Source organism: Bacillus sp. CCB-MMP212 (assembly GCF_022748145.1).
Taxonomy (GTDB): domain Bacteria; phylum Bacillota; class Bacilli; order Bacillales; family Bacillaceae_G; genus Bacillus_A; species Bacillus_A cereus.
On the sequence record NZ_JALDQE010000024.1, the window covers coordinates 1 to 22,658 of the forward strand.

A 22,658-nucleotide genomic window follows, 5' to 3' on the forward strand; every position below is an offset into this window, starting at 1 on the left:
CCGAAAGAACCGAAGGAGCCAGAAGTGAAACCGGAGGATCCGAAAGAACCAGAAGTGAAACCGGAAGATCCGAAAGAGCCGAAAGAGCCGAAGGAGCCAGAAGTGAAACCGGAGAAACCGGAAGTAAAACTTGAAAAGTTAATTAAAGAACCGCAAGTAAAAGTAGAAAAAGAATTACCGAAAACAGGGGCAGCACATCCATGGATGATGTCAGTTGGTGCGGGAATTTCATTCTTAGTTGGCGGAGTATTATTCGTATTAGGTAGAAGAAGAAAACAATAATTTTTGTAGACGAAAAGCACACTGAGTTCGATAGTTTATAGAATTCAGTGTGCTTTCGTGGTATATAAAATAAAAGCTCCTTCCGCGTATGGAAGGAGCTTTTATTTTTACATATTAAAACATGCTTGAGCTATGCATTGGTTGAAGTTTTGCATTTGGATCGAAGTAAGCTTTTGCATTGTTTACTGCTGTCGGTGCTTCGCCAAATCCACAAGCGATAAGTTTTACTTTTCCTTCATATGTACAAATGTCACCAGCAGCGTAAATTCCAGGAATATTTGTTTCCATTTTTGAATTCACAAGGATGCTATTTTTTTGTATATCTAAGCCCCAGTTTTTAATTGGGCCAAGAGAGGAAACGAAGCCGTAGTTTACAATTACATCATCAACATCGATGATAACTTTTTCTTCAGTTTTTACGTGCTGAAGAACGACTTGTTCAATTTTGTCATCACCAATGAGTTCAACTGGAACATACGGTGTACTTACTTCTGCACGAGAATTCATTAAGTTTTCGACGCTATGTTCATGTGCGCGGAATTTATCACGGCGATGAACGATTGTAACTTTGTCAGCAATCGGTTCTAACATCATCGTCCAGTCTACTGCTGAGTCGCCACCGCCAAATACTACGACGCGCTTGCCAGCAAATTTATTCATATCATCAACGAAATAATGTAAGTTTTTCTTTTCGTATTTTGCTGTACCTTCTAATTCTAAGCGGCGTGGTTGGAAAGCACCATTGCCGGCAGTAATAATGACTGATTTAGAATAGTGAGTTTGTTTATTCGTAACAAGTTTAAATATACCATCAGCTTGTTTTTCAAGCGTATCAACAGCTTCTTCTAAGCAAATGGTTGGATCAAATTTCTTCATTTGCTCTTTTAAGTTATCAACTAATTCTTGTGCGCGCACTTTTGGAAATCCAGCTACATCATAAATGTATTTTTCAGGGTAGAGTGCGGATAATTGTCCTCCAAGTTGAGGTAAGCTTTCAATGATTTTTACACTTGCTTGTCTCATCCCGCCATAAAATGCTGTGAATAGTCCTGTTGGACCACCACCAATAATTGTTATGTCGTAAACTTTTTGATTTTCTGCCACTTTCATTCCCCCTATAGATGGAATTTTGATATTGATTTCATATATTGTTCATATGTACACGAAAATCCTGCAAATGATGACACTTTCAAATAAATGATAGCATATTTGAGTTCATAATACTTCTGAAAACGACTGAATTGTGTGTAAGTTTTCGCATAGATGCTTTTTGTATTGTATAAAATATACAGAAAGGAAAATACATGAAAAAAAGGCTGAAAAACCCTTGAAAACGCTATGTTATTTTAAAATATTGATAATTCTCCAGAAGCTTGAATTCTGGAATAAAACCGACTAATATAGGGAAGTATTATGTTAAATTTCTATGACAAAATTCGTACGATTTTTTGACTGCGTTTTGTTATGATATAGAATGTGATAAATTCCACATTCTTGACAAATAGAGTTTTTAGTACTTGGTATTATTTCTCATTACTATTATATAAAGAAAAGGGTTGTGATTTGGTGAAGACTCCAAAAATCGTAGTTTTAGGTGCAGGTTATGGCGGGATGATTACGACTGTTCGTCTGCAAAAAGCATTATCTGTAAATGAAGCTGAAATTACGTTAGTAAACAACAACAGCTATCACTACCAAGCGACTTGGTTACACGAGAGCGCAGCTGGTACATTACAAGATGAAAAAATCTGTCTAGATATTCAAGACGTTATTGATACAAATAAAGTGAACTTTGTACAAGACACAGTAGTAGAAATTAAAGCTGCTGAAAAACGTATTATCTTAAAAGACGGCGAGTTAGAGTATGACTACTTAGTAATCGGTCTTGGTTTCGAATCAGAAACATTCGGAATTACAGGATTAAAAGAGCATGCATTCTCAATCGCTAACATTAATGCAACTCGTGAAATTCGTGAGCATATGGAAGCTAGTTTCGCTAAATATGCAGATGAAAAGCGCGATGAGTTAGTAACAATCGTTGTTGGTGGTGCTGGATTTACTGGTATCGAGTACGTAGGTGAGCTTGCAAACCGTGTTCCTGAACTTTGCAAACAGTACAATGTACCACGTGAAAAAGCACGTATCATCTGTGTAGAAGCTGCTCCAACAGCACTTCCAGGTTTCGATCCAGCATTAGTAGAATATGCTGTAAAACAACTTGAGAAAAAAGGCGTAGAATTCCGCATCGGTACAGCAATTAAAGAAGCAACTGAAGAAGGTATTATTGTTGCAAATGGTGATGATACTGAATTAATTAAGTCTGAAACAGTAGTTTGGGCTGCAGGTGTTCGTGGTAATGGTATTGTGGAAGAGTCTGGCTTTGAAGCAATGCGCGGACGTGTAAAAGTTGATGAGTACATGCACGCTCCAGGATACGAAGAGGTATTCATGGTTGGTGATGCAGCGTTAATCATTAACGAAGAAATTAACCGTCCTTACCCACCAACAGCACAAATTGCAATTCAACAAGGTTACAATATTGCACACAACTTAACTGTATTAGTTCGTGGCAAGGGCGAAATGAAAAAATTCGCATTCGATAATAAAGGATCTGTATGTTCTTTAGGTCATGACGATGCAATGGGCGTTGTTATGGGTAAAAAGTTAACAGGTTGGAAAGCTTCCTTCATGAAGAAAGTAATCGATAACCGCTACTTATTCTTATTAGGTGGACCTTTATTAGTTCTTAAAAAAGGTAAATTAAAGTTCTTTTAATATGTAGTAGAAAAAGCAGAAACGGCTAAGCGCCGTTTCTGCTTTTTTTTCATATAATACATGTTTTCGATATAACAATAGAAAGATGGGAGAAATGTTTTATTTGAACATTGCCTTATCATGAAATGGATGAATCCAATGTTTTATTTTCTTCATAATTACATTTCTGCATCTTGATATTTTTTTGTTAACAGTATATCGACAAAATGGGTTTTTTCACTTTTTGAAAAAAGGAAATTTCACAGCGAATTAAAAAGTATAGTATAATATATAGAAAAGAAAGAATATTCTGTCCGTTCGGATGGAGGAGGATGCATCATGGGGAAGCGCGGGAAAGTATGGTTAGCTGTTAGTGGCTTAGTAGCTACAAAAGATGGCAGGTGGCTATTCGTTAAGAAGAAATACAGTGGATTAAAAGGGAAATGGTCTTTACCGGCTGGTTTTGTAAATGAAGGTGAGACAGTTGATGAAGCTGTGAAACGCGAAGTGTTAGAAGAGACAGGCATTGTCGCTCATGTGAAGGGGATCATTGGTGTTCGATCGGGTGTTATTCGTGATGAAATTAGTGATAATATGATTATTTTCCTTTTGGAGCCTGAAGGAGAAAATATTATTGTACAGGAGAAAGAATTGTCTGAAGTGGCGTTCTTACATCCAGATAAGATTGCGGACGATCCGAATACGTCTGTACTTATTAAATATTTGTTAGAAGGAAGATCAGAACTACATCTTGAAGTGGACAAAACATTAAATCCAGGAGAACCATTTGGTTATACAGCCTATCACGTATTTACGGCACGTGCGAAGGAGAGGGAGAAAGAGTGAGTATACCGGTACTACTTATTTCAATGATGCTATTTTTTATTTTGTTCTTTGGAATTGGATTTTTACTCAACATGATTTTGCGAGCTACTTGGGTAATGGTTATTGTGTATCCGATTGTTTGTATGCTTATTATTAATAAAGCGAGTATGTGGGATTATTTTTCAAAACCGAAAGAAACATTTTCTTCATTTGGGACAAGTGTATCGCACTTAGGACAAGCAGACGTGTTTATTCTATCTACTGGATTAGTAGGGGCTGCTTTAGCAGGAGTCGTGATCAAGAAACTTCGGAAAAGCGGATATCAAATGTTTTAATCTCCAACTAAGTTGGAGATTATTTTTTGCATATTCCTTCATCGTATAGGGAATGATTAACGATGAAGGAGTGTGGAATATAAAAATGTTAAAACGATATTGTATTCGCATTATGATGACTTGTTTACTTGCATTTGCATTATGCGTAACATGGAAGGCTTTCACTGGAGTTTCTTTATTAGAGATTGTAAAGACATATGAAGGAATGAGTGCAAAAGAAGTACATGCAGCAGAAGTTAAGAGAAATGTTGCTCCGAGTAAAGAAGTGATAAATGCTTTAGAGCAGGCAAACGACTGGTCTAAATATCGTTCAATTGAAATGACTGCAACAGGTTATACATCGGGGATTGAGTCAACAGGTAAGAGGCCAGGGCATCCAGAGTATGGTATTACATATTCAGGTGTTAAAGTGAAAAGGGATTTATATTCCACAATTGCTGCGGACTTACGCGTATTCCCGATTGGAACGATTCTCTTCGTGCCAGGTTACGGGTATGGTGTAGTAGCTGATAAGGGCGGAGCAATAAAAGGAAACCGTCTTGATTTATATTATGATACGGTGAAAGATGTTTATAGCCAATGGGGTAAGAAAAAAGTAAATGTGTATGTAGTAAAAGTAGGAAAAGGTAAGTTTACAGAAGAAGAGTTAACGATGTTAAATCAAGACGAAACGATGCAAGTGTTTCGTGGTCAATATTTAAAGCAAAGATAGTCTAGTCGTAATTACGCTAGACTTTTTTTCTTGGCTTATTTCATAATAGAGGAGATTTTACAGGTCATATAACTGTAGTTAGAATTGTCGCATTTTATCGAAAATAAAGTTATAATGGTGGTAGAGAAATTTAGGGGGTCTGAACATGTTTCAAGTACAAAAAGAATTAGCAGGTCACGAAGCAGTAATTGTCGCTTTATTTGAAGAAGAGAAAATGAGTAGTTTTGTACAAGAACTGGACAAAGCGTTTGAAGGACAATTACAAGTTTTACTAGAAGAGAAAGAATTATCTACGAAGAAAAAGGCCATTTCGAAAGTACATAGCTTAGGAAAAACAAATGTGAAACGGTATTACTTTGTTGGTTTAGGCAAGAAAGAGTCTTATACGACAGAAACGTTACGTGTGGCTCTTGGAAAAACGTTTAAAACACTACAAGCAGCAAAAGTACAAGATGCAGCAATCTTACTTGATTCTTTCGTAACAGAGAAATTAGACGCGATTGATGTCGCTCATATTGCAGCAGAGGTACAAGGCCTTGGTACATATGAATTACAAACGTATAAATCAGATAAAAAGGATCGTGTAGAGTTAGAGAAGTTCACGGCTATTACAGCGGAAGATGCACAAGAAATTGAAGCCGCATTAACAGTTGGCTACGTACATGGACGTGCAACAAATTCAGCTCGTACACTTGTAAATATGCCGCCAAACGTATTAACAGCGACAAAGCTTGCTGAGTATGCTGTTGAGTTAGCGGAGAAGTATGATATGGACTATAAAGTTCTTGAAAAAGAAGAGATGGAAGATCTTGGTATGGGTGCGTTACTTGCAGTAAACCAAGGTAGTACAGAGCCACCCAAAATGATTGCTCTTATTTATAAAGGAAAAGAAGAGTGGACAGATGTCATTGGATTCGTTGGAAAAGGTATTACATACGATACAGGTGGTTATTCTTTAAAACCACGTGAAGGCATGGTTGGTATGAAAGGTGATATGGGCGGTGCAGCTGCTGTATTAGGTGCGATGGAAATTATCGGAGAACTGCGCCCAGAACAAAATGTGATCGCTGTTATTCCTTCAACAGATAACGTTGTAAGTGGTACGGCATTTAAGCCAGACGATGTAATCACATCTATGAGTGGAAAAACAATTGAAGTATTAAATACGGATGCAGAAGGTCGTCTAGCTTTAGCTGATGGTATTACGTATGCGAAAAAACTTGGCGCAAACTACCTTGTTGATGTTGCAACATTAACAGGCGGTGTAATTGTTGCACTTGGAAACCATACGACAGGCGCAATGACAAATAATGAAGAGTTGTTTGAGCAAGTACTAGAGGCTTCTATGGAAACAGATGAACCAATTTGGCAACTACCGATTTTTGATCGTGATAAAGAACGTGTGAGAAACAGTAAGTTTGCTGATTTAAATAACTCACCAGGCCGTGAAGGACATGCGGTTATGGCAGGTACATTCCTAGGCGAATTCGCTGAAGATACACCGTGGGTACACTTAGATATCGCTGGAACATCAGAAACAAAAGGCGCGCACGACTTAGGTCCAGCTGGAGCAACTGGTGCAATGGTACGTACACTTGCAATACTTGTGGAGCGTTTCGGAGAAGAATAAGAGTATAAGTGAAGACTGTTCCAATATTTTGGAACAGTCTTCTTTTTTATAGGTTTGTTTATCCCGCTATTTGCCGGACAGTAAGACCCTAACCTCAAAATTCAGTGGAAGCAAAGAAGTGAGGTGGGGTTGCCCGTAAACGCTCAATTGGTGAGGGCTGATTAAAGTTTCACTTTATAAAGAAATTGTATACAAAATCCCATTTAAAGCAAAAGAAGTACGGCCCGTTTCTTCAGAGACAACTAATATAAGTGCATCACTCTTTTCTGATAAGCCTATTGCAGCTCTGTGACGCGTTCCTAGCTCAGAATCAACTTCTGTACTTTTCGTTAAAGGAAGAATATTAGCAGCTGAGACTATATGATTATTTTTTACGAGAACGGCACCGTCATGAAGAGGGTTACCTGGGTAAAATATTGATTCGAGTAATGGCGCAGTTAAATGAGCGTTTAATGTCGTTCCAGTTTGAATGAAAGCTTCAAGCGTTTCATTTCGTTCCACAACGATAAGAGCACCATGTTTTCTAGCGCTTAAATGTTGGATAGCTGTCGTAATAAAAGATGAACTTTCCGTATAAGGTGATAAATATGCCTGAATATAGTATGTAGCTGCCAATGTTTGTACATTTGCCAACATATGATGAATATCTTCCATTTTGCATAAAATACATTCATCTTCTTTATCGATTGCGTTTCTCATAATCGATAGTTCTCTTTCAGCAATTTCAATCATTTGCTTTGTTTGTATTTTGAGCTCTTCTGACAAGCCCCATTCTTGCATAATCCTCATTCCCTTTAGTGGAGTATTTAACAATAGTGTATACAAATATTCCTAGTAAAATCCTGCTAGATTTTATAAAATATTGAGATACAGCATATTTTTTTCATATAATAAAGATATGACAAGCGGGAGGAGAGAGAAGAATGAATTGGAAACAAGAATTTAGTCGCTGGCTTTCTTACGCACAATTAGATGCAGAATTAAAAGAACAGCTAGAAAATATGAAGCAAGATGAGAAGAAAATCGAGGATAGCTTTTATAAAAATCTAGAGTTTGGCACAGGTGGTATGCGTGGTGAACTTGGTGCTGGTACGAACCGTTTAAACGTATATACAGTTCGTAAAGCAACAAAAGGATTAGCAAGCTTTATTGAAAAGTTAGGTGAGGAAGCGAAAAAACGAGGTGTTGTTGTAGCCTATGATTCTCGACATAAATCACCTGAATTCGCAATGGAGGTCGCTGCAACACTTGGCGCACGCGGTATCACAACATATGTGTTTGAAAGCTTACGTCCAACGCCAGTGCTTTCTTTCGCAGTTCGTCATTTACATACAGTAAGTGGAATCGTCCTTACGGCAAGCCATAATCCGCCTGAATATAACGGATATAAAGTATACGGTGAAGATGGTGGACAGTTGCCTCCAAAAGAGGCAGATGAGTTAATTAGCTACGTAAACGCAGTAGAAGATGAATTAACAGTTGAAGTCGCTGATGTAGAGAAATTAAAAGCTGACGGTTTATTACATATTATTGGACAAGAAGTAGATGATGCATATGCTGCAGAATTGAACAATGTCATCATTAATAAAGAAATGGTACAAAAGGTTGGTAAAGACTTAAAAATCGTCTTTACACCATTACACGGAACATCAAATATTTCTGTACGCCGTGGTTTAAAAGAAGTTGGATTTACAGATGTAACAGTTGTAAAAGAGCAAGAGTTACCAGATCCAAACTTCTCTACAGTAAAATCACCGAACCCAGAAGAGCACGCAGCGTTTGAGTATGCAATTCGTGACGGTGAAAAGGTAGGCGCAGATGTATTAATCGCAACTGATCCTGACGCAGATCGCCTTGGTGTAGCAGTTCGTAATCATAATGGTGAGTTCCAAGTATTAACAGGTAACCAAACAGGTGCATTAATGCTTGATTACTTACTATCTCAAAAGAAAGAAAACGGAACGCTTCCAGAGAACGGTGTCGTATTAAAAACAATCGTAACGTCTGAAATTGGTCGTACAATTGCAAAAGCATACGGTTTAGATACAATTGATACGTTAACTGGATTTAAATTTATCGGTGAGAAAATTAGACAGTATGAAGAAAGCGGACAATACGAATTCCAATTCGGTTATGAGGAAAGCTATGGTTATTTAATCCGTCCATTCTGCCGTGATAAAGATGCAGTACAATCTGTCCTATTTGCATGTGAAGTAGCTGCATACTACAAATCACAAGGGAAAACGTTATATGATGGTCTATTAGAAGTATTTGAGAAATACGGATTCTTCCGTGAAGACCTTGTATCGTTAACGTTAAAAGGAAAAGATGGAGCGGAACAAATCCAAGAGATGATGGCGACGTTCCGTGAGAATCCTCCGAAAGAAGTAGCGGGCTTAACAGTCGTAGCAGTTGAAGACTATAAAGCAAGCATTGTTACATCTTTACAAGATGGACATAAAGAAGAGATTCACTTACCGAAATCAAATGTGTTAAAATATCAATTAGAGGATGGTTCATGGTTCTGCCTACGTCCATCTGGAACTGAACCGAAGATTAAGTTCTACTTTGGTGTAAAAGATAGTTCTTTACAAAATAGTGAACAAAAGTTACTTACTATTAAAGAAGATATTATGAATCGTTTATAATATAAAGTAATTTTAAGTAGTAGGGAACAAAAGGGAGCGAAATCTCCCTTTTGTTTTATGTAAGGAAATGATCGTTATTGATTCTGACAGAAGAGAGGGTATTTTGTGATGAAAAAAGTAAGAAAAGCCATAATCCCAGCAGCTGGATTGGGAACACGTTTTTTACCAGCAACAAAAGCAATGCCGAAAGAAATGTTGCCGATAGTAGATAAACCAACTATCCAATACATCGTAGAAGAAGCAATACAATCAGGAATCGAAGACATTATTATCGTTACTGGTAAAACAAAGCGCTCTATTGAAGATCATTTTGATAATGCATTTGAGTTAGAGCAAAACTTATTAGAAAAGAAAAAGTATGAGTTACTTGAAAAAGTACAGGCTTCTTCAAAAATGGTAGATATTCATTATATTCGTCAAAAAGAACCAAGAGGATTAGGACACGCTGTTTGGTGTGCACGTAAATTCATCGGTGATGAGCCATTTGCTGTTTTATTAGGCGATGATATCGTTCAAGCTGAAAAACCATGCTTACGTCAATTAATCGAAGAATATGATAAAACGCTTTCTTCTGTTATTGGTGTACAAACGGTTCCAGAAAATGAAACACACCGCTACGGAATTATTGATCCATTAGAACAAGAAGGTCGTCGTTACCAAGTTCGCAATTTCGTTGAGAAACCAGCACAAGGTGCAGCACCTTCAAACTTAGCGATTATGGGCCGTTACATCTTAACGCCTGAAATCTTTATGTTCTTAGAGCAGCAACATGTCGGTGCTGGTGGTGAAATTCAGTTAACAGATGCAATCCAAAGCTTAAATGAAATCCAACGTGTATTTGCTTACGATTTCGAAGGAAAGCGCTACGACGTAGGTGAAAAGCTAGGATTTGTTCAAACGACAATCGAAATGGCCCTGCAACACCCAGAATTACGTGATGACATGGTTGTAATGATGAAGAAAATTTTAGAAGAACAAGTGAATCAAGAGTCTTAATATAAAAAAAGAGTTATTGCAGCAAGCTGCAATAACTCTTTTTTATTATGAAATCGTCGAATGAGAATGCTGATAAGCAGAACGACGCACAGCATAGTATATGCGAGGGGCGATAATAGCACCGATAATTGTAAATGCAATATCTTTTACTGCAAACCACATCATAATCATCCAAGCAGCTTTATAGCTCATATTACCACCCATAAAGAGATTGACTGCCCCGTACATGTAAGTAGTACCGATTATATAAGTTAAAATAATTCCTGTGAAAGAGGCAATCGCAAATGTAATGAATGTTGGTCTTTCTTTTTGTTCTACTAGTTTCCCCGATACGTAAGCAACGATAATAAATGCGATAATAAAACCACCAGTAGGATCTAAAAGTGCTCCAAATCCAGCCTTGAAGTTAGCGAAGATTGGTGCGCCGGCTACGCCAACGAGCATATAAACAGTCATGGATAAAGCACCAAGTCTACTTCCAAGAAGAAGACCTGCTAAAATTGCGAAAAATGGTTGCATAGATAATGGGATACCTGCTACTTGAAGGAATGGTGCCCAAGATACAATATTTGCACCGATGGCCATAAGAGCAACGAACATGGCAGCTAATGCTAAATCTAAAACATGTAATCTCCTCATAATGTTAACCTCCTGTTGTTTTTAGGTTAACATTATCGTAGCGAAAATATTTACTTGTTGTCAATCAAAATATTTTGATAAGAAGGCTTTAAATAGTCTCTTAGCAACGTATATGGAATACGAAATTGCGGAATTCCACTTGAATACGGAGCAATCTCATATAAAGGGAAATAAATGACGAGATTGTCTGGCTCTAAAAAGAAGTGAAACTTTTTCATACTCATTACCTTTTCAGTTGCATCAGGAAAATAAATACTTTCATTTTGTTTAATTTGTCTTACAATCTCTGCACGGATTACATCTTTATATTTATCTTTTTGTTGAAATAAATCGTCTAAGTGCAGTAGCTTTTTTTCTTTTAAATCAAATGTATTTGCCTTCCACGTATAAAGACCGTGTGCTCCGCCAGTATATTGATAGTAATTCACATATAGGCTAAGAAAAGGTGGTTTGTTTAAAGAGACTTTATAATCAACATTTGCTACGTACGGATGAAATGGTGTACTAGATCCTTCTGTCTCTTTATAGTATTTTTTTGCTTCTTTTTCTAATTTGTTTTTAAATTTGTCAGTGGATTTTTTGTAGTATAAATTGAGCTTATTTTGAAATGTAGAGTCAGAAAAGTTGTGAAAAGAAGGCCTATTTATTTGATATTCTATATAAGGTTTCTTACCTTTTTGCGTTACAGTCTTAACATCGATTGTCAGGTTAGATGCTTTGGCTGTTATTGCACAATTTGGTACAATAGTCAGCAAGGAGAACATAAGCAGTAATATACAAAATTTCTGTTTCATTTAGGTGAAGCCTCCTTATATAAGTGTTATAAGTAGTTTGAAAATAAATAGGTAAAATTATACATTTAATTAAAGCAAGAGAAGGAGGAAGCGATATGGCAAAAACTTTAATGGATTCACTTGGAATTGAGTTGTTAGAGATGACAGAAGATAAGGTGGTTGCTACGATGCCTGTTGATGAGCGTACGCATCAGCCATTTGGATTTTTACATGGCGGTGCATCGGTTGCATTAGCAGAAACAGTGGCAAGTGTTGGTTCATACAATTTAATTGATCAAGAAAAATGTATTTGTTTCGGATTAGAAATTAATGCAAACCACATTCGCTCAAAGAAAGATGGAATTGTAACAGCGATCGGAACACCGATACATAGAGGACAATCGACAATGGTTTGGGATGTTCGTATTATTGATGAAAATGATGATTTACTATGTATATCAAGATGTACAGTAGCAATTAAAGAAAAACGTGAAAAGTAAAAAAGAGGCGCTCTTATGAGCAGCCTCTTTTTCTTATAATTAGAACTGGATTTTCTTCTCTAAGAAACCTTTTAGTTCGCTAATTGGCATACGAACTTGTTCCATTGTATCACGGTCACGTACTGTAACAGCTTTGTCTTCAACTGAGTCGAAGTCGTATGTGATACAGAATGGTGTACCGATTTCGTCTTGACGACGGTAACGTTTACCGATAGAACCAGTTTCATCAAAGTCTACCATGAAGTCTTTAGCTAATTCTGCGAATACTTCAGTAGCACCTTCAGATAGCTTTTTAGATAATGGTAAGATAGCTGCTTTGTATGGTGCTAAAGCAGGGTGGAAACGAAGAACTGTACGAGAATCGTTTTCTAATTGCTCTTCTTCATATGCATCACATAAGAATGCTAATGTTACACGGTCTGCGCCTAAAGATGGTTCGATGCAGTATGGTACGTAACGCTCATTCGTTTGTGGATCGATATAGTTAAAGTCTTCGTTTGAGTGTTCCATGTGACGTTTTAAGTCGAAGTCTGTACGAGATGCAACGCCCCAAAGTTCGCCCCAACCGAATGGGAATTTGAATTCAATGTCAGTTGTTGCATTACTATAGTGAGATAACTCTTCTTCACCGTGGTCACGAAGACGCATGCTCTCTTCAGTCATACCAAGTGAAAGTAACCAGTTTTTACAAGTTTCACGCCAGAATGCGAACCACTCTAAATCTTCACCAGGCTTACAGAAGAATTCAAGTTCCATTTGTTCGAATTCACGTGTACGGAATGTGAAGTTACCAGGCGTGATTTCGTTACGGAAACTCTTACCGATTTGGCCAATACCAAATGGAAGCTTTTTACGCATAGAGCGTTGAACGTTTTTGAAGTTTACGAAAATACCTTGTGCTGTTTCAGGACGAAGGAAGATTTCGTTTGTGCTAGACTCTGTAACACCTTGGAATGTTTTGAACATTAAGTTGAACTGACGGATTTCAGTGAATTCTTCACTACCGCAATCAGGACATTTTACTTCATGTTCTTTCATTAAGTCAGCCATTTGGTCGAAAGTAAGACCATCAACAACCATTTCGATGCCTTTTGCATCTAAAGCATCCTCAATTAATTTGTCAGCACGGTGACGAGCTTTACATTTTTTACAGTCGATCATTGGATCGTTGAAGTTACCAACGTGACCAGAAGCGATCCAAGTTTTAGGGTTCATTAAAATAGCTGCGTCTAAACCAACGTTGTATGGAGATTCTTGAATGAATTTTTTCCACCAAGCTTTTTTAACGTTATTTTTTAATTCGATTCCAAGTGGACCGTAATCCCAAGTGTTTGCAAGACCACCGTAAATTTCAGAACCAGGGAAAACAAAACCGCGATGTTTCGCTAAGTTTACAACTTGTTCCATTGAATACATAAGAAAATCCTCCTTTTGAAAGTTAACGTATTGGCGATGACATACTCTGATACTTTGGAAACGAGCAGTATAGCTAAAAAGAACATAAAAAAACGCTCATCCCAAGGCTTATTTGCCTAGGGACGAGCGTTTGCCCGCGGTTCCACCCTAGTTGATACACAAAGGTGCATCCACTTTATCATGTATTGCTCGGGACTGCCGTTTCCTTGCGGCTTCAGGCTTTCACTATCCCTGAATCGCTTTTTATGCAAGTACTTATAAGTCCGTCATCGCTACTTATATTAGTAATAATGAACATATTCTAACACGTTCTTTTTTAAATCTCAATAGAGGAACGCGTCTATCTATGATAGAGTCTCGCCTATTTTTTCATTATTTATTCCGTAATTTTCTTTAATATGCTTAATTGCTTCACGCTTACTTAATGGAGCGAGCTCGTTGTTTTGCACGTATTCCCAAACTACATCCGGATTTGTTTTTGCATATTCACGAAGGACCCAGCCAATCGCTTTTTGAATGAAAAATTCTTTTGAAGAATGTAGTTGTCCAATAATCCAGAAAAGAAGTTCCTCATCCATCTTTTGTTTATATTTCAGTTGGAATAAAATGGCGGCGCGTTGTAACCATATGTTATCTGATGCAATCCATTTTGGAATATAAGCAGAAATCAATTCTGGGTGTTTTAAAAAGATAGTACCTAAGAATGTAGGGACGATGCTATCGACAGAGTCCCACCAAGATTTTGTGACAATAAGTTCTTCTAAGAAGGGGATATGAGTTTCGTTTATATGCTTTTTATATTTTTGCATAATATCAAGTGCGGCCGCTTGGAATTCACGTTCTGGTAAGTCCCAAAGCTCACGTACGATAATTTGGAAGTCTTTTTTATCTGGGAGAGTATGTATTTGAATGACGTCTTTTAATAATTGGCGTCTTTCCGGTGTTTGAATACCTAGAAATGGGAAGTGATTTTTCATATAACGAGCCATAGGTTCTGCTTTTTCAGGATTTTTATGAGCTGTGAAATGCTCTTGTAATGCTTTTACAAATGGATGCATAAGTGTTTCTCCTCTCTTATTCTCTTTCTTCTCTTATTATACAAAGAGTTTGGATAAATTTTAAAACATAACTTGCAATGTAATGAAATATGTTGAAAGTAGAGAGGAGAGGATAAGATGGAGGATCAAGGCGTACTAGCAGGTTTTTTTGCTCTTAGTTTTGCGTTTATTCTTGTTATATTGATTTGGGCAATTATTTCATATTTGTTAACGGCTTTTGCACTTTATTCGATGGCGAAAAATGATGGTGCAACGGACGGGGTGCTTGCGTTTATTCCGTTTTTGAATAGTAAGACGTGGGGTGACTTAGCGAAAGATAAATTACCAGATTTTTTGAAAGAAGAAGCAGGGTGGAAAGTATTCGGTATATATGTTGCATGTTTCATTTTTAATTTCGTACCAATTATAAGTTTACTAGCAACAGCTGTATCGATTGTATTGTCTATTTATCTTATCTACGCTATTTTAGACAGATATGGAACGAACTCTATATTATTTACGATTATTCATGTAATCACATTTTCGGTGTTCTTACCGATTCATTTATTTATTATTCGAAATGAACCGGTGAGATATAAAGAGTAGATTTTTCGTTTTTGTTGATAAGTCGATATATTTTAGATATAAGTAAAAAAGCGCCCTGATTATCAGAGCGCTCTTTTTACTACATAAGGTAGCGTAAATAAATATAAATGTGAGAAATGATTAATGAAACGATCATAATTGGGAAACCGACTTTTAGGAATTCCATGTAACTAAATTTATGTCCTTCGCGGCTCGCAATACCTGCAACGATTACGTTAGCAGAAGCTCCGATTAATGTTCCGTTTCCACCGAGACAAGCACCTAGTGCTAATGCCCACCATAATACATCGATTTGTGCGTCAGATGGTGATAAGCCTAGCCCGACTGCCATATCGTTAATAAGTGGAATCATTGTTGCGACGAATGGGATGTTATCAATTGTTGCAGAGGCGATACCAGATACCCATAAAATAAGGATGGATGCGTAAGAAATATCTCCGCCTGTTATACCAATTACTTTTTGAGCTAACATTTTGATAAGACCGATATCGATAAGTCCTCCAACAAGTACAAATAGCCCTGCGAAGAAGAAGATTGTTACCCACTCTACGCTTGCAAATACTTCTTCAATTTCATGCTCTTTCACACCAATTAACATAAGTACAGTAGCACCAGTTAAGGCAATGATAGCCGCATCAATATGGAAAATAGAATGAGTCATGAAACCTACAATCGTAAGTCCAAGCACCGTTAAAGATTTTTTCATTAATACTGGATCTTTAATGTATTGTTTTTCATCTAAGCTCATTAATTTTTTAACCTGTACAGGATCGGCAATTAATTGTTTACGGTACATGAAGTAAAGTATTGTTGCTGTAACTCCAATAATAATAATTACGATTGGTGCTAGATTCAATAGGAAAGCATTGAAGTCTAAATGCTTATTGGCAGAACCAATCATAATGTTAGGTGGATCACCAATTAATGTTGCCGTTCCCCCAATGTTTGAAAAAATAATTTCAGAAAGTAAATATGGAACAGGATTTACTTGCAGTATGCGCGTAATAGATAAAGTAACTGGAACAACAAGAAGTACAGTTGTAACGTTATCTAAAAATGCGGAGCCAAGCGCGGTAAGTAGGGAAAGGGAAATTAAAATTTTAATTGGATTTCCTTGTGCCCCTTTTGCTGCTTTAATGGCAACGTATTGGAAAACACCTGATTTACTCGTAATGTTCACCAAAATCATCATACCGATGAGTAGCGTAATCGTTCCCCATTCAATATGTTTCGTAAAGGCGTTATGTAAATCGACGACCCCCACAATTACCATGAATGCTGCACCAAGAAGTGCGATGACAGCGCGATTAATTTTTTCAGAAATAATAATGGCATATGTAATTAAAAAGACTGCGATAGCAAAATAATACTGCCAGTTAGCGAGTTCTTGCGTTGTTTCGTGCAAAAATCTCATCTCCTTTCATTCATTTTTCTTAGTGTGTCAAATATTAACTAGATGAAACACACATAACGTCATTATAAAGTAGAAAAACTGCGGATGTAAATGCAAGGAGGGATTTTGTCATATTTTCTGCATAGGTCATTTTTTCTTATTTTTTAAAATATTTGTGGGCATTTGACATATATATAAGATACATCCAATCTGAATATTTAAAATGGAATTAGCATTCGAGCTTGTTCGTGTAGGAGTGTCAAATAGAAAGGAATGATAAAAATGATAAGGAAGGGATCGTATGGATGAACAACGATTTTTATTTTTAGACTTTGAGTTTACGATGCCCCAGCATAGAAAGAAACCGAAAGGATTTTTTCCGGAAATTATTGAGGTAGGACTCGTTTCAGTTGCTGGCTGTAAGGTGGAAGATACGTATTCATCACATGTCAGGCCGAAAACATTTCCCTCTTTAACGGATCGATGTAAGAAGTTTTTAGGAATAAAACAAGAAGTCGTGGATAAAGGGATTTCATTTCCTGAACTCGTTAAGAAGCTTGCGGAATACGAAACGAAATGTAAACCGACAATTGTAACGTGGGGAAATATGGATATGAAAGTGCTGAAGCATAATTGTGAAATGGCAGGGATAGCTTTTCCATTCTTCGGACAGTGTCGTGATTTATCGCTTGAGTATAAGAAGTTTTTTGGAGAAAGAAATCAAACAGGATTATGGAAAGCAATTGAGGCGTACGGAAAAGTAGGGACAGGGAAGCATCATTGTGCGCTTGATGATGCGATGACGACGTACAATATTTTTAAACTAGTAGAAAAAGATAAAGAGTATTTAGTAAAACCAGCACCTCCAACATTAGGAGAACTCGTTGATTTTTCAAAAGTGTTAAAGAAAGTGAGCACACAGTAACGACCAAATTGCACATTATGTAATTTGGTCGTTTTGTTTTTTACAGTTTGTAGTCTTTCTTTAACTGTTCTAATGTTTCTAGACTACGCTCTGCAAAAGGTGAATCATCTTCAGAAAATGAATTCATTTGGGTTTCTAATGCTAATTTTAGTGACTCGGTATAATCCGGAATTTCTCCTTCATATTTTTTCACCATTTGCTCTGGAATGTTCGTCTGTTCACGGAAAGCTAAAGCGCGTCTTTCATGGAAAAATGGTACGTCAGCTTGTTTTACGTTATGTAAGTCACCTTGCACCGGATGTTTTAAAACAGCTAATACTTTTACGACGTAACTGCCAGGGCGGCTATTTGTAACTTCGCCGATGTATTTGCCAGTTTTATAAATGCCAGTAACGATTTCACCAATTTCAAATGTTTCTCTCATATTTTTCACCTCAAGTTTATAGTAAGGAAAGTAGGAGAAGGAGTCAAAGAAATCATTCGCTTTCGGAACGCCCCCTTGAGAATATGGATAGGTTCCACTATAATTTAAAGTTATATAACAGAAAATTCTGATGTTTTACAAATCCTATAATAAGGAGTGTTCTATATGATGCCTTTATATTTTCCGGAAGATAAAACAGAATATATTATTCCAGGGATTGTTTGCGTGCTATTTATCATTGGTGCCGTTGCTACGTGGCGTATGTTCATTCGTGTATCAAAACGCGAAGCAGAGCGATTACAGAAAGTTGAAGAAAAACTATTAGCTGAAAAGAAACAGTAACGCATTTTTGTATGTTTCCCTCTATGCTCGGACAATCTAAGGGCAGAATATATTTTGGAGGGAATGGAATGAAGAAACGGCTTTTTTTCAGTTGTTGTTTATTATTTCTGATGGCAGGTTGTGACCAAGGAAAGCCGAAAGAAATTGAAGTGAAATTACATAATGCTTCAGGAGATGAAGTAGGGACTGCGAAAGTAGTGCAGCAAACAAGTGGCGTGAAAATTACGATTAAAGGAGAAGGTTTCACGCCAGGACCACACGGACTACATGTACATGAAATCGGAGAGTGTAAGGCACCTCGTTTTGAATCATCCGGGAATCATTTTAATCCTGATGATAAAAAACATGGTCTTCTTAATCCGAAGGGTGCAGAAAACGGTGATTTACCGAACGTAGTTGCAGATGGTTCTGGGAAGATTAAAGCGGAAATCGATGCACCTCACATCACACTTGAAGAAGGAAAAACGACGATTCATAGAAAAGATGGAGCGTCTATTATTATTACAGAAAACCCTGATGATGGTATGACACAACCGACAGGTAAATCAGGCGATCGAATTGCTTGTGGTGTAATTGTAAAAAAAGCAGCGGATATGAAGAAAAAGTAAAAGCTACCGTGCTGGTAGCTTTTTTGTGTAGTATAAGTGAAAATATATCAGCGATTATTGGAATATATCGATTGTAACTCAAATTATATCGGCGATTATTAGAATATATTGACCGTAACTTGAAATATATCAACTTACCGACAAAATATGACAAAGGAGTCTGTCCAAGAATGATTAGGGGACAGACTCCTCTATTATTATGAAAACGTATGACGCAGTCTGTTCAAAATTTCTTCTAAAACAGATCGTGGACAGCCGATGTTAATTCGAATATGTTCTTCGCCACCTAACCCGTATTTCTCACCAGGTTCAACGATGATTTTTCCTTTTTCCTCAAGTAATGCAGTACGCTCGTTTTGAGAAAGCTTTAGACGAGAACAATCAATCCATAATAAAAAGCTACCTTCTGGCTTCGTTACGGAAAGAGCAGGTATGTGAGTTTTAATATATTCACAAGCAAATTGAGCATTATCTTCTATATATAATCGAATTTCGTTTAACCAATCATTACATTCTGTATAGGCACTTTGCATCGCTGTGTAGGCAAAGATATTTAACCCGTGGAAGCCTTGTCTATATTGGATAGCTGTAAAGGCGTGACGGAGTTTTTTGTTTGGAATGATAATAATCGAAGCTTGTAATCCAGCGATATTAAATGTTTTACTTGGAGCCATACAAGTGATAGTGCGCTCTGCTAATTCTTCAGATAAGGAAGCGAACGGCGTATGTGTATGGTCTGCATAAATGATATCGGAATGAATTTCATCCGCGACAACGATAACGTCATATTTAGTACATAACAATCCGAGCTGCACAAGTTCCTCTTTCGTCCAAACGCGTCCGATTGGGTTATGAGGGCTACAAAGAAGCATGAGTTTGACACCTTGCTGAAACTGCTTTTCTAAATGCTCGAAGTCTATCACATATGTATCATTTTGTTTCTGTAATGGACTCACGCATAACTGCCTGTTGTTTGTTGTGACCATTTCGAAAAATGGAGGATAAATGGGTGGTTGTACGAGAACGGATTCGTTTTCTTTTGTGAAAGCCTGTATGCTCGTACTAAGAGCTGGAACGATCCCCGCGCTAAAAACAATCCATTCTTTTTGAATGTCCCAGTTATATTGTTTTTTTGTCCAGTTACAAATAATATCTCCAATATTTTCGGGAGGAAGTGTATAGCCGAAAATAGGATGCTCAATACGTTTCTTTAAAGCAGTTTGAATTTGTGTTGGTACTTCAAAATCCATATCAGCAATCCAAGCATGGATAAGTTCTTCGTTTTTATATGTATCCCATTTTATACTATGCGTTCCACGTCGATTGATTGCTTTATGAAATAGTTGCATACGTTTGCCCCCTTCTTCTGTAAAACCAATAAGTTATGAAAGTTCTCTCTCTTCTTATAGAATAGCTGATGTGATAGGATAAAGAAAAGTATTAAAAAGTGAAAAGGCGGGAAGCGAATGGGTACATATGAAAAGATGATAGAGGTTGTGAAGAATTGGGATCCGTTTCAAATGGGACCGGAGTTTTATGAAACAGAAGCGAGCGATGTTGTGAACGTCATAAGTGTGTTTGATGATCCAAAATACATCGCAAAGAAGATTCAACATATATACTTTATGTCTTTTGAGGAAGTACCTGCGCTTGAAAAATGTGAGAAATTAGCTGTGGAATTACTTGTAATAAAAGAAGGCGGAAGCTGTTCATTATAGGCTGTCGGAATTTCCGACGGCCTTTTTTATATTATCCCGCTATTTGCCGGGCAGTAAGACCCCCACTTCAAAATTCAGCAGAAGCAAAGAAGTTAGGTGGGGGCTAATTAAAGTTTCACTTTATTGCGCAGAAAAAGCGATAATTTCTTCATAAACATGTTCAGGCTTTTCTTCAGGTAGTAAATGTCCTGTATTTTCGTAAGAAATAAATTTTGAATTCGGTAAATCTTTGTGTAGACGATGACCTACATGTACAGGGACGACGCGGTCTTTTTCACCCCAAATGAGTAGTGTAGGTGTTTCGATTTTTTGTAATTCAGTTGAAGATAAGTCACCTTCACGGTCTCGTATCATGCGAGTTAAAGCGGGAAATATACGGTCGTCATAAAAAGGAGCGGAGTAACCTTTTTTCATTTCATCGTCAATTAATGAGTGATCATGAACGACATTCATTAAGTTATGAACAATACCGCGTCTAATAATCCAGTTCTTTACGTATAAATGAAAGAACGGTAAATAAGAAGAGTATAGTAAAGGTAAGGTTGCGCGTGCTAAATAGCTAGAGCTGCATAGTAAAATCGTTTTTGAAATGAGTTCGGGACGTATACGGTTTACATAGAGAGAAATTTGCCCACCCATAGAGTGCCCAACTAATACAATGTTTGAGAGAGATAAATGTTCAATTAAATCAATAATAATCGTTGCTAAATTGTGATAAGAATACTTAAACAGATGAGACTTATCACTTTTTCCGAACGGTGGTAAATCAAGAGCAATCACTGTTCCTGCTTTCGATAGTAAGGGAATGAGACGACGGTAACTGAATGAGGAAGATAAAAAGCCGTGAACGAGTACGAAAGTAGGACGTTCTGTTTTGTTATCGTGTTCATACAATTCGTAATGAATAGTAGTGCCGCGAGTGGAAAAAGTGAAATAAGGACAAGTATATTCGTGATTCATTTTTTGTCACTCCATTGATTTTTGTTCATATCATCTCCAAGGAAGGAGAAAATATGTTAACAAAAAAAGGCAAGATGACGATGTCATCTTGCCTTTCGTTTATTCAGTATTACCCGCGAACAATATTAGGCGGTGTTTTTCCTTGTAATCCTGCAACTAAATTTTCAGCGGCGGTCATAGCCATTTGCTGCCTAGTTTTTAATGTTGCAGATCCGATGTGTGGTAAAGTCACAACATTTTGTAATGATAAGAGTGAATTATCTTTTTGAATCGGCTCTTGTGTAAATGTATCAATACCTGCTGCAAAGATTTTCTTTTCTGTTAAAGCATGGATTAACGCTTCTTCATCTACTGTTTTCCCGCGAGAAGCATTAATGAAGATTGCTGTTTCTTTCATTAATGAAAATTCCTTTTCTCCAATAAGGTGATATGTTTCATCTGTTAATGGAGTAAGAAGAACAATAAAGTCAGACTGCTTCAGTAGCGTTTGTAAATCACAATATGTAGCATCGAATTTTTGTTCAGCTTCTTCTTTACGACGGCGGTTATAGTAAAGAACATTCATATCAAATCCGAATTTTGCTCGTTTTGCAACGGCTTCTCCAATTCGGCCCATACCGATAATACCAATTGTGCTATGGTGTACATCTAGTCCGAAGTGTTCTTTTCCGATTTCAGCGTTCCATTCACCATTTTTCACGTAAGAATCGAGTTCGCAAACGCGGCGCCCAGCTGATAGCATAAGGGCGAAAACGAGATCAGCTACTGTATCATCTAATACGTATGGTGTATTCGTTCCGATAACATTTCGGTTTTTCATCGCTTGTAAATCAAAATTATCGTAACCGACAGAAATGTTGCTCACTACTTTTAAGTTAGGAGCCACTGTCAGTAATTCTTCATTAATAGCAGATCCGAAATTTAATAACCCATCTTTATCTTGTATTTTCTCTAATAGAACATCACGAGGTACTTTCTCATTTTGATCCCATTTTTCATAATTACAGTGTTCTGATAAATAGTTTTCTACAAATGTTGGAACTGGTTCAGCAATATAAACTTTTGGTTTCACGGTTCCATCCCCTTTCGCTTTATCACGCATTTTTCCGCTGATTAAAGTTTCACTTTATTTTGA

General features: G+C 37.1%; 25 protein-coding genes. 14 read left to right on the forward strand and 11 right to left on the reverse strand.

The genetic code is table 11. The features are described from left to right. On the forward strand, nucleotides 1-282 hold a 282-nt coding region (locus tag MRP26_RS30135), incomplete at its 5' end, for an LPXTG cell wall anchor domain-containing protein (RefSeq protein WP_242807480.1). Nucleotides 283-396: 114 nt separating this feature from the next. On the opposite strand, the gene MRP26_RS30140 is transcribed toward MRP26_RS30135, so the two are convergent. After that, nucleotides 397-1,386: an NAD(P)/FAD-dependent oxidoreductase gene (locus MRP26_RS30140; RefSeq protein WP_000829772.1), complete on the reverse strand. Its 990-nt coding sequence runs from the start codon at nucleotides 1,384-1,386 to the stop codon at nucleotides 397-399. Between the two features lie 462 nt (nucleotides 1,387-1,848). Here MRP26_RS30140 and MRP26_RS30145 point away from each other — a divergent pair, with 462 nt between their 5' ends. From MRP26_RS30145 to pepA, 5 genes are all read left to right on the forward strand, one after another. After that, on the forward strand, nucleotides 1,849-3,057 hold the full coding sequence (locus tag MRP26_RS30145; protein WP_000856602.1) for an NAD(P)/FAD-dependent oxidoreductase: 1,209 nt from the start codon (nucleotides 1,849-1,851) through the stop codon (nucleotides 3,055-3,057). 318 nt (nucleotides 3,058-3,375) lie between these two features. Next, on the forward strand, nucleotides 3,376-3,882 hold the full coding sequence (locus MRP26_RS30150; RefSeq protein ID WP_000517993.1) for an NUDIX hydrolase: 507 nt from the start codon (nucleotides 3,376-3,378) through the stop codon (nucleotides 3,880-3,882). After that, nucleotides 3,879-4,196: a YuiB family protein gene (locus tag MRP26_RS30155; RefSeq protein ID WP_000027016.1), complete on the forward strand. Its 318-nt coding sequence runs from the start codon at nucleotides 3,879-3,881 to the stop codon at nucleotides 4,194-4,196. Before MRP26_RS30150 ends, MRP26_RS30155 begins: the two co-directional genes overlap by 4 nt. Before the next feature lie 85 nt (nucleotides 4,197-4,281). Then, entirely contained in the window at nucleotides 4,282-4,908 is a 627-nt protein-coding gene (locus tag MRP26_RS30160; protein WP_002094181.1) for a 3D domain-containing protein, read from the forward strand. Nucleotides 4,909-5,053: 145 nt separating this feature from the next. Then, a complete protein-coding gene (pepA, locus tag MRP26_RS30165; protein ID WP_197242242.1) occupies nucleotides 5,054-6,538 on the forward strand; it encodes a cytosol aminopeptidase in 1,485 nt (494 codons plus the stop codon). Nucleotides 6,539-6,712: 174 nt separating this feature from the next. Here the strand turns inward: pepA and cdaS are convergent, their stop codons facing one another. Further along, on the reverse strand, nucleotides 6,713-7,318 hold the full coding sequence (gene cdaS / locus MRP26_RS30170) for a sporulation-specific diadenylate cyclase CdaS (RefSeq protein ID WP_001158743.1): 606 nt from the start codon (nucleotides 7,316-7,318) through the stop codon (nucleotides 6,713-6,715). Nucleotides 7,319-7,461: 143 nt separating this feature from the next. Here cdaS and MRP26_RS30175 point away from each other — a divergent pair, with 143 nt between their 5' ends. Further along, the gene (locus MRP26_RS30175; RefSeq protein WP_197242240.1) at nucleotides 7,462-9,186 is read left to right on the forward strand and encodes a phospho-sugar mutase; all 1,725 of its coding nucleotides are present in this window, start codon (nucleotides 7,462-7,464) and stop codon (nucleotides 9,184-9,186) included. Between the two features lie 108 nt (nucleotides 9,187-9,294). Further along, entirely contained in the window at nucleotides 9,295-10,182 is an 888-nt protein-coding gene (gene galU, locus MRP26_RS30180) for a UTP--glucose-1-phosphate uridylyltransferase GalU (protein ID WP_242807486.1), read from the forward strand. Between the two features lie 45 nt (nucleotides 10,183-10,227). Here galU and MRP26_RS30185 read toward each other — a convergent pair whose 3' ends face one another. Then, on the reverse strand, nucleotides 10,228-10,821 hold the full coding sequence (locus MRP26_RS30185; protein WP_016079883.1) for a biotin transporter BioY: 594 nt from the start codon (nucleotides 10,819-10,821) through the stop codon (nucleotides 10,228-10,230). Between the two features lie 50 nt (nucleotides 10,822-10,871). Continuing rightward, complete coding sequence (locus tag MRP26_RS30190) at nucleotides 10,872-11,615, reverse strand: DUF3298 and DUF4163 domain-containing protein (protein ID WP_000810334.1); 744 nt, start codon at nucleotides 11,613-11,615, stop codon at nucleotides 10,872-10,874. 95 nt (nucleotides 11,616-11,710) lie between these two features. Between MRP26_RS30190 and MRP26_RS30195 the strand changes: the two genes are divergently transcribed. Further along, nucleotides 11,711-12,094: a hotdog fold thioesterase gene (locus tag MRP26_RS30195; protein ID WP_001140612.1), complete on the forward strand. Its 384-nt coding sequence runs from the start codon at nucleotides 11,711-11,713 to the stop codon at nucleotides 12,092-12,094. Nucleotides 12,095-12,133: 39 nt separating this feature from the next. Here the strand turns inward: MRP26_RS30195 and MRP26_RS30200 are convergent, their stop codons facing one another. Then, complete coding sequence (locus MRP26_RS30200; RefSeq protein ID WP_000287154.1) at nucleotides 12,134-13,510, reverse strand: glycine--tRNA ligase; 1,377 nt, start codon at nucleotides 13,508-13,510, stop codon at nucleotides 12,134-12,136. 344 nt (nucleotides 13,511-13,854) lie between these two features. After that, nucleotides 13,855-14,568 carry a DNA alkylation repair protein gene (locus MRP26_RS30205; RefSeq protein WP_023523268.1) on the reverse strand — a complete coding sequence of 238 codons (714 nt, stop codon included), beginning with the start codon at nucleotides 14,566-14,568 and terminating at the stop codon, nucleotides 13,855-13,857. Between the two features lie 117 nt (nucleotides 14,569-14,685). On the opposite strand from MRP26_RS30205, the gene MRP26_RS30210 reads away from it, so the two are divergent. Then, nucleotides 14,686-15,153 carry a hypothetical protein gene (locus MRP26_RS30210; RefSeq protein WP_000390061.1) on the forward strand — a complete coding sequence of 156 codons (468 nt, stop codon included), beginning with the start codon at nucleotides 14,686-14,688 and terminating at the stop codon, nucleotides 15,151-15,153. A 79-nt stretch (nucleotides 15,154-15,232) separates the two neighbouring features. On the opposite strand, the gene MRP26_RS30215 is transcribed toward MRP26_RS30210, so the two are convergent. Beyond that, on the reverse strand, nucleotides 15,233-16,558 hold the full coding sequence (locus MRP26_RS30215; protein ID WP_000545210.1) for an ArsB/NhaD family transporter: 1,326 nt from the start codon (nucleotides 16,556-16,558) through the stop codon (nucleotides 15,233-15,235). A 289-nt stretch (nucleotides 16,559-16,847) separates the two neighbouring features. Here MRP26_RS30215 and kapD point away from each other — a divergent pair, with 289 nt between their 5' ends. Further along, nucleotides 16,848-17,471, forward strand: a complete 624-nt coding sequence (kapD, locus tag MRP26_RS30220) for a 3'-5' exonuclease KapD (RefSeq protein ID WP_000344356.1) — start codon at nucleotides 16,848-16,850, stop codon at nucleotides 17,469-17,471. Nucleotides 17,472-17,511: 40 nt separating this feature from the next. Here kapD and kapB read toward each other — a convergent pair whose 3' ends face one another. After that, nucleotides 17,512-17,895, reverse strand: coding sequence for a kinase-associated lipoprotein KapB (kapB, locus tag MRP26_RS30225; RefSeq protein ID WP_001209343.1), 384 nt, complete (start codon nucleotides 17,893-17,895; stop codon nucleotides 17,512-17,514). Nucleotides 17,896-18,060: 165 nt separating this feature from the next. Here kapB and MRP26_RS30230 point away from each other — a divergent pair, with 165 nt between their 5' ends. Together MRP26_RS30230 and sodC are read left to right on the forward strand one after the other, a co-directional pair. Beyond that, nucleotides 18,061-18,237, forward strand: coding sequence for a hypothetical protein (locus MRP26_RS30230; RefSeq protein ID WP_000982763.1), 177 nt, complete (start codon nucleotides 18,061-18,063; stop codon nucleotides 18,235-18,237). A gap of 68 nt (nucleotides 18,238-18,305) precedes the next feature. Beyond that, nucleotides 18,306-18,845 (forward strand): superoxide dismutase [Cu-Zn], encoded by a 540-nt coding sequence (sodC, locus tag MRP26_RS30235; RefSeq protein WP_023523265.1) that lies wholly within the window; start codon nucleotides 18,306-18,308, stop codon nucleotides 18,843-18,845. Nucleotides 18,846-19,042: 197 nt separating this feature from the next. Here the strand turns inward: sodC and MRP26_RS30240 are convergent, their stop codons facing one another. Beyond that, complete coding sequence (locus tag MRP26_RS30240; RefSeq protein ID WP_242807482.1) at nucleotides 19,043-20,194, reverse strand: MalY/PatB family protein; 1,152 nt, start codon at nucleotides 20,192-20,194, stop codon at nucleotides 19,043-19,045. A 117-nt stretch (nucleotides 20,195-20,311) separates the two neighbouring features. On the opposite strand from MRP26_RS30240, the gene MRP26_RS30245 reads away from it, so the two are divergent. Then, on the forward strand, nucleotides 20,312-20,563 hold the full coding sequence (locus MRP26_RS30245; protein WP_000537641.1) for a YugE family protein: 252 nt from the start codon (nucleotides 20,312-20,314) through the stop codon (nucleotides 20,561-20,563). A gap of 120 nt (nucleotides 20,564-20,683) precedes the next feature. Here MRP26_RS30245 and MRP26_RS30250 read toward each other — a convergent pair whose 3' ends face one another. Together MRP26_RS30250 and MRP26_RS30255 are read right to left on the reverse strand one after the other, a co-directional pair. Further along, nucleotides 20,684-21,523, reverse strand: coding sequence for an alpha/beta fold hydrolase (locus MRP26_RS30250; protein ID WP_001015204.1), 840 nt, complete (start codon nucleotides 21,521-21,523; stop codon nucleotides 20,684-20,686). A gap of 109 nt (nucleotides 21,524-21,632) precedes the next feature. Further along, nucleotides 21,633-22,625, reverse strand: a complete 993-nt coding sequence (locus MRP26_RS30255) for a 2-hydroxyacid dehydrogenase (protein ID WP_242807484.1) — start codon at nucleotides 22,623-22,625, stop codon at nucleotides 21,633-21,635. Nucleotides 22,626-22,658: the final 33 nt, after the last annotated feature.

Bases quoted from the DNA above. Each gene is read 5' to 3' on its own strand.
- MRP26_RS30150 (WP_000517993.1), top strand. From the start codon at position 3,376: ATGGGGAAGCGCGGGAAAGTATGGTTAGCTGTTAGTGGCTTAGTAGCT.
- MRP26_RS30160 (WP_002094181.1), top strand. From the start codon at position 4,282: ATGTTAAAACGATATTGTATTCGCATTATGATGACTTGTTTACTTGCA.
- pepA (WP_197242242.1), top strand. From the start codon at position 5,054: ATGTTTCAAGTACAAAAAGAATTAGCAGGTCACGAAGCAGTAATTGTC.
- cdaS (WP_001158743.1), bottom strand. From the start codon at position 7,318: ATGCAAGAATGGGGCTTGTCAGAAGAGCTCAAAATACAAACAAAGCAA.
- MRP26_RS30175 (WP_197242240.1), top strand. From the start codon at position 7,462: ATGAATTGGAAACAAGAATTTAGTCGCTGGCTTTCTTACGCACAATTA.
- galU (WP_242807486.1), top strand. From the start codon at position 9,295: ATGAAAAAAGTAAGAAAAGCCATAATCCCAGCAGCTGGATTGGGAACA.
- MRP26_RS30185 (WP_016079883.1), bottom strand. From the start codon at position 10,821: ATGAGGAGATTACATGTTTTAGATTTAGCATTAGCTGCCATGTTCGTT.
- MRP26_RS30190 (WP_000810334.1), bottom strand. From the start codon at position 11,615: ATGAAACAGAAATTTTGTATATTACTGCTTATGTTCTCCTTGCTGACT.
- MRP26_RS30195 (WP_001140612.1), top strand. From the start codon at position 11,711: ATGGCAAAAACTTTAATGGATTCACTTGGAATTGAGTTGTTAGAGATG.
- MRP26_RS30200 (WP_000287154.1), bottom strand. From the start codon at position 13,510: ATGTATTCAATGGAACAAGTTGTAAACTTAGCGAAACATCGCGGTTTT.
- MRP26_RS30205 (WP_023523268.1), bottom strand. From the start codon at position 14,568: ATGCATCCATTTGTAAAAGCATTACAAGAGCATTTCACAGCTCATAAA.
- MRP26_RS30210 (WP_000390061.1), top strand. From the start codon at position 14,686: ATGGAGGATCAAGGCGTACTAGCAGGTTTTTTTGCTCTTAGTTTTGCG.
- kapD (WP_000344356.1), top strand. From the start codon at position 16,848: ATGGATGAACAACGATTTTTATTTTTAGACTTTGAGTTTACGATGCCC.
- kapB (WP_001209343.1), bottom strand. From the start codon at position 17,895: ATGAGAGAAACATTTGAAATTGGTGAAATCGTTACTGGCATTTATAAA.
- MRP26_RS30230 (WP_000982763.1), top strand. From the start codon at position 18,061: ATGATGCCTTTATATTTTCCGGAAGATAAAACAGAATATATTATTCCA.
- sodC (WP_023523265.1), top strand. From the start codon at position 18,306: ATGAAGAAACGGCTTTTTTTCAGTTGTTGTTTATTATTTCTGATGGCA.
- MRP26_RS30240 (WP_242807482.1), bottom strand. From the start codon at position 20,194: ATGCAACTATTTCATAAAGCAATCAATCGACGTGGAACGCATAGTATA.
- MRP26_RS30245 (WP_000537641.1), top strand. From the start codon at position 20,312: ATGGGTACATATGAAAAGATGATAGAGGTTGTGAAGAATTGGGATCCG.
- MRP26_RS30250 (WP_001015204.1), bottom strand. From the start codon at position 21,523: ATGAATCACGAATATACTTGTCCTTATTTCACTTTTTCCACTCGCGGC.
- MRP26_RS30255 (WP_242807484.1), bottom strand. From the start codon at position 22,625: ATGCGTGATAAAGCGAAAGGGGATGGAACCGTGAAACCAAAAGTTTAT.